The organism is Sulfuricaulis sp., from assembly GCF_041499725.1.
Taxonomy (GTDB): Bacteria; Pseudomonadota; Gammaproteobacteria; order Acidiferrobacterales; family Sulfurifustaceae; genus Sulfuricaulis.
The window spans coordinates 1-4,019 of sequence record NZ_JBGQKW010000139.1; the positions used below are offsets into that span (position 1 = coordinate 1).

Genomic DNA, 4,019 nt, shown 5'->3' on the forward strand with positions numbered 1-4,019 from the left:
AAAAAGAAACCGGCGACCTTCGAGCCGTTGTTGCTCGGCATCACCAAGGCGTCGCTGTCGACCGAGTCGTTCATCTCGGCGGCCTCGTTCCAGGAGACGACGCGCGTGCTCACGGAAGCCGCTATTACCGGCAAGATGGATCTGCTGCGCGGCCTGAAGGAAAACGTGATCGTGGGTCGCCTGATCCCGGCCGGCACCGGCCTGGCCTATCACCTGGAGCGTCGGCGCACGCGCGGCGAGGCCAAGCAGGAAGCCAAGGAATTGAAGCAGTCGCTGACGGCCAGTTTCACGGGCAAACCCGCGGCGCACAGCGGTGAGGAGGCCGTGGGGACCTAGCCTTCTGCCTGCCGGAAGGTCGCTGGGCGAGGGGTGCCGGCGACCAAAAAGCCCCGAAAAAAGGCCACAAACGGGCGTTAATGGCTTGACACAATAGGGGTGACTCCCTAGAATCGCGCCCCTCAGAACAGGCCGGAATTCCGCCAGCCTGTCCTTGTTGAAGCCTCCGAAAATTCTGAGAAAGATCTGTCGCTTTTCGGCCAGCAGGCCGGATTCCGCAGTATCGACGCCGGCCGCGCGACAATTTTGCCAGGAGCAAAATTGGACAGCCAAAGGCTGACCCAGCCGCCGTCTGGCGTGGGCGAGCCTAGGGACGGGGCGGGCACAATTTTGGATGGCGATAACTAAATACGGTGAGATTTCCGCCACGGCGGAAATTTCCATTTTTGGGTCGAGAGACAAAACAGCTTTATGCCGACGATTAACCAATTGGTTGCCAAAGGGCGCAGACGCCTGAAGAGCAAGAGCAAGGTACCGGCCCTCGAGGCCTGTCCGCAGCGCCGTGGCGTGTGCACGCGCGTGTACACCACGACACCGAAGAAGCCGAACTCGGCGCTCCGGAAAGTGGCGAAGGTGCGACTCACCAACGGTTACGAGGTGATCACCTATATCGGCGGTGAGGGACACAACCTGCAAGAGCACTCGGTAGTGCTGATTCGCGGCGGGCGCGTGAAGGATCTGCCCGGTGTGCGTTACCACACGGTGCGTGGTTCGCTCGACACTGCGGGTGTCGCCGACCGCAAGCAGAGTCGTTCCAAGTACGGCGCGAAACGGCCGAAGTCGTAATTTTTCAGAGAACAGTCATCCCGCCCCGTACCCCAACTGATTGGCGGGTGATGCCGGACAGGCAGTGCAGGGCGATTCAGGTGCAAGGGCGTTTATTTTTTCTAATTAATGTAGTCAGGACGAGCAGAACGTATGTCGAGAAGACGAGAGGTTCCGAAGCGCGAAATCACGCCGGACCCGAAATATCTCAGCGAGACCGTCGCGAAGTTCATCAACGTGGTGATGAAGAGCGGCAAGAAATCCGCGGCCGAGAAAATTGTCTACGGCGCGCTGACCACGATGGCGGAGCGCAGCAAAAAAGACCCGATTGAAATGTTCAATCAGGCGCTGACCAACGTGCGTCCGCTGGTCGAGGTGAAAAGCCGTCGTGTCGGCGGCGCCACGTATCAGGTGCCGGTCGAGGTGCGTTCGGGACGCCAGACGGCCCTGGCCATGCGCTGGGTCGTCGATGCCGCACGGGATCGCAGCGGTAAATCCATGGCCGCGCGCATGGCCGATGAATTGATGGATGCCGCCGATAAGCGCGGCAATGCCGTGAAGAAGCGCGAAGACGTGCATCGCATGGCCGAGGCCAACAAGGCCTTCTCGCATTACCGCTGGTAATGGCGTAATCGTTCTTTATATATAGAGGAATTCAGTCGTGGCTCGTACAACTCCTATCGAACGCTACCGGAACATCGGTATCATGGCGCATATCGATGCCGGCAAGACCACGACCACGGAGCGTATCCTGTTCTACACCGGCGTCTCGCACAAAATCGGCGAGGTGCACGATGGCGCGGCCATCATGGACTGGATGGAACAGGAGCAGGAGCGCGGCATTACCATCACCTCGGCGGCGACCACCTGCTTCTGGAAGGGCATGGACGGCAAGCTCGACCAGCACCGCTTTAATATTATCGATACCCCCGGCCACGTCGATTTCACCATCGAAGTCGAGCGTTCGCTGCGCGTTCTCGATGGCGCGATCTTCGTGCTGTGCGCCGTGGGCGGCGTGCAGCCACAGTCCGAGACCGTGTGGCGCCAGGCGAACAAATACAAGGTGCCGCGTATTGCCTTCGTCAACAAGATGGACCGCGCCGGCGCCAATTTCCTGACGGTCGTGTCCCAGCTCAAGGAACGCCTGGGCGCCAATGCCGTTGCCATCCAGCTTCCCATCGGCGCCGAAGAAAACTTCAAGGGCCTCGTCGATCTCATCAAGATGAAGGCGATTTACTGGGACGATTCCACCCAGGGCATGAAGTTCGAAGAGAAAGAAATCCCGGCGGAGATGAGCGAACTCTGTAAAAAGTACCGCGAGCATATGATCGAGGCGGCGGCCGAGGCCAACGAGAAGCTGATGGAAAAATATCTCGGCGGCGAACAACTGACCGTGGACGAGATCAAGACCGGGCTGCGCGAGCGCAACCTGAAGCTCGAGATCGTGCCGGTGCTGTGCGGCTCGGCGTTCAAGAACAAGGGTGTGCAAGCGGCGCTCGATGCCGTGGTCGATTATCTGCCCGCGCCGGTGGATCGCCCCGCGATCAAGGGTCACCTGGACGACAAGGCCGGCACCGAGACCGAACGTCATGCCTCCGACGAGGAACCGTTCTCGGCGCTCGCATTCAAGATCGCGACCGATCCGTTTGTCGGCGCGCTCACCTATATCCGCGTGTATTCCGGCGTGCTGACCTCGGGCGATTCCGTCTATAACCCGGTCAAGAGCCGGAAGGAGCGCATCGGACGTCTGCTGCAGATGCACGCCAACGAGCGCCAGGAAATCAAGGAAGTCCGCGCCGGTGACATCGCCGCGTGCGTGGGCTTGAAAGACGTGACCACCGGCGAGACGCTGTGCGATCCGGACAAGGTGATCACCCTCGAGCGCATGGAGTTCCCGGAGCCGGTGATTTCGCAGGCCGTCGAGCCCAAGTCCAAAGTCGACCAGGAAAAGATGGGCATGGCCTTGAGCCGTCTGGCCCAGGAAGATCCGTCGTTCCGCGTGCACACCGACGAGGAGTCCAGCCAGACCATCATCGCCGGCATGGGCGAGCTGCATCTCGAGGTCATCGTCGAGCGCATGAAGCGCGAATTCGGCGTCGAGGCCAACGTCGGCAAGCCGCAGGTCGCGTACCGCGAAACCATCCGCAAACCCGTGGATCAGGAATACCGCTTCGTCAAGCAGTCCGGCGGCCGCGGTCAGTACGGCCACGTGGTCATCAAGTTCGAGCCGCAGGACGTCGGCAAGGGCTTCGAGTTCGTGGATGGCATCAAGGGTGGCGTGATCCCGAAGGAATTCATCCCAGCCGTGCGCAAGGGCGTGGACGAGGCGATGCAGCGCGGCGTCAAGTTCGGTTATCCCGTGGTCGACGTGAAAGCGACGCTGCACTATGGCTCGTACCACGAAGTGGACTCGAACGAAAACGCGTTCAAGATGGCGGCGATTCTGTGCTGGAAAGAAGCCGGCCCCAAGGGCGATCCGGTGCTGCTCGAGCCGATCATGGACGTCGAAGTCACGACCCCGGCGGATTACCTGGGCAACGTCATGGGCGACCTGAACTCGCGGCGCGGCGTCATCATGAGCCAGGAAGACGGACACGGCAACGTAAAGATCATACGCGCCGAGGTGCCGCTCGCCAACATGTTCGGTTATTCCACGAGTATGCGTTCCGCGACCCAGGGCCGCGCGACCTACACGATGGAATTCAAGAAATACTCGCCGGTGCCGTCGAACGTCGCCGAGTCGGTCATGAAGAAGGCCAGTTAATTTAATTCAAGACAGAGGCATCCCGTGTCCAAGGAAAAATTCGCACGCACCAAACCGCACCTCAACGTCGGCACCATCGGCCACGTCGACCACGGCAAGACCACGCTCACCGCCGCCCTGACCAAAGTGCTGGCGGCCAAGTTCGGCGGCGAAG

The 4,019-nt window shown here is 60.5% G+C and carries 5 protein-coding genes; all 5 read left to right on the forward strand.

The window, feature by feature from the left end:
* The coding region (locus tag ACC569_RS14185) for a hypothetical protein (RefSeq protein WP_372524179.1) at positions 1–336 on the forward strand (336 nt) is incomplete at its 5' end.
* A gap of 411 nt (positions 337–747) precedes the next feature.
* Positions 748–1,122 carry a 30S ribosomal protein S12 gene (gene rpsL, locus ACC569_RS14190; RefSeq protein ID WP_372524180.1) on the forward strand — a complete coding sequence of 125 codons (375 nt, stop codon included), beginning with the start codon at positions 748–750 and terminating at the stop codon, positions 1,120–1,122.
* Positions 1,123–1,254: 132 nt separating this feature from the next.
* Entirely contained in the window at positions 1,255–1,725 is a 471-nt protein-coding gene (gene rpsG, locus ACC569_RS14195) for a 30S ribosomal protein S7 (RefSeq protein ID WP_372524181.1), read from the forward strand.
* A gap of 37 nt (positions 1,726–1,762) precedes the next feature.
* Positions 1,763–3,865, forward strand: a complete 2,103-nt coding sequence (fusA, locus tag ACC569_RS14200; protein ID WP_372524182.1) for an elongation factor G — start codon at positions 1,763–1,765, stop codon at positions 3,863–3,865.
* 24 nt (positions 3,866–3,889) lie between these two features.
* Positions 3,890–4,019 (forward strand): GTP-binding protein (locus tag ACC569_RS14205; RefSeq protein ID WP_372524183.1); only part of this gene is annotated, 130 nt, incomplete at its 3' end.

What these genes read in the sequence shown, in the direction of transcription:
- rpsG (WP_372524181.1), top strand. Translation starts at nt 1,255, where the DNA reads ATGTCGAGAAGACGAGAGGTTCCGAAGCGCGAAATCACGCCGGACCCG.
- rpsL (WP_372524180.1), top strand. Translation starts at nt 748, where the DNA reads ATGCCGACGATTAACCAATTGGTTGCCAAAGGGCGCAGACGCCTGAAG.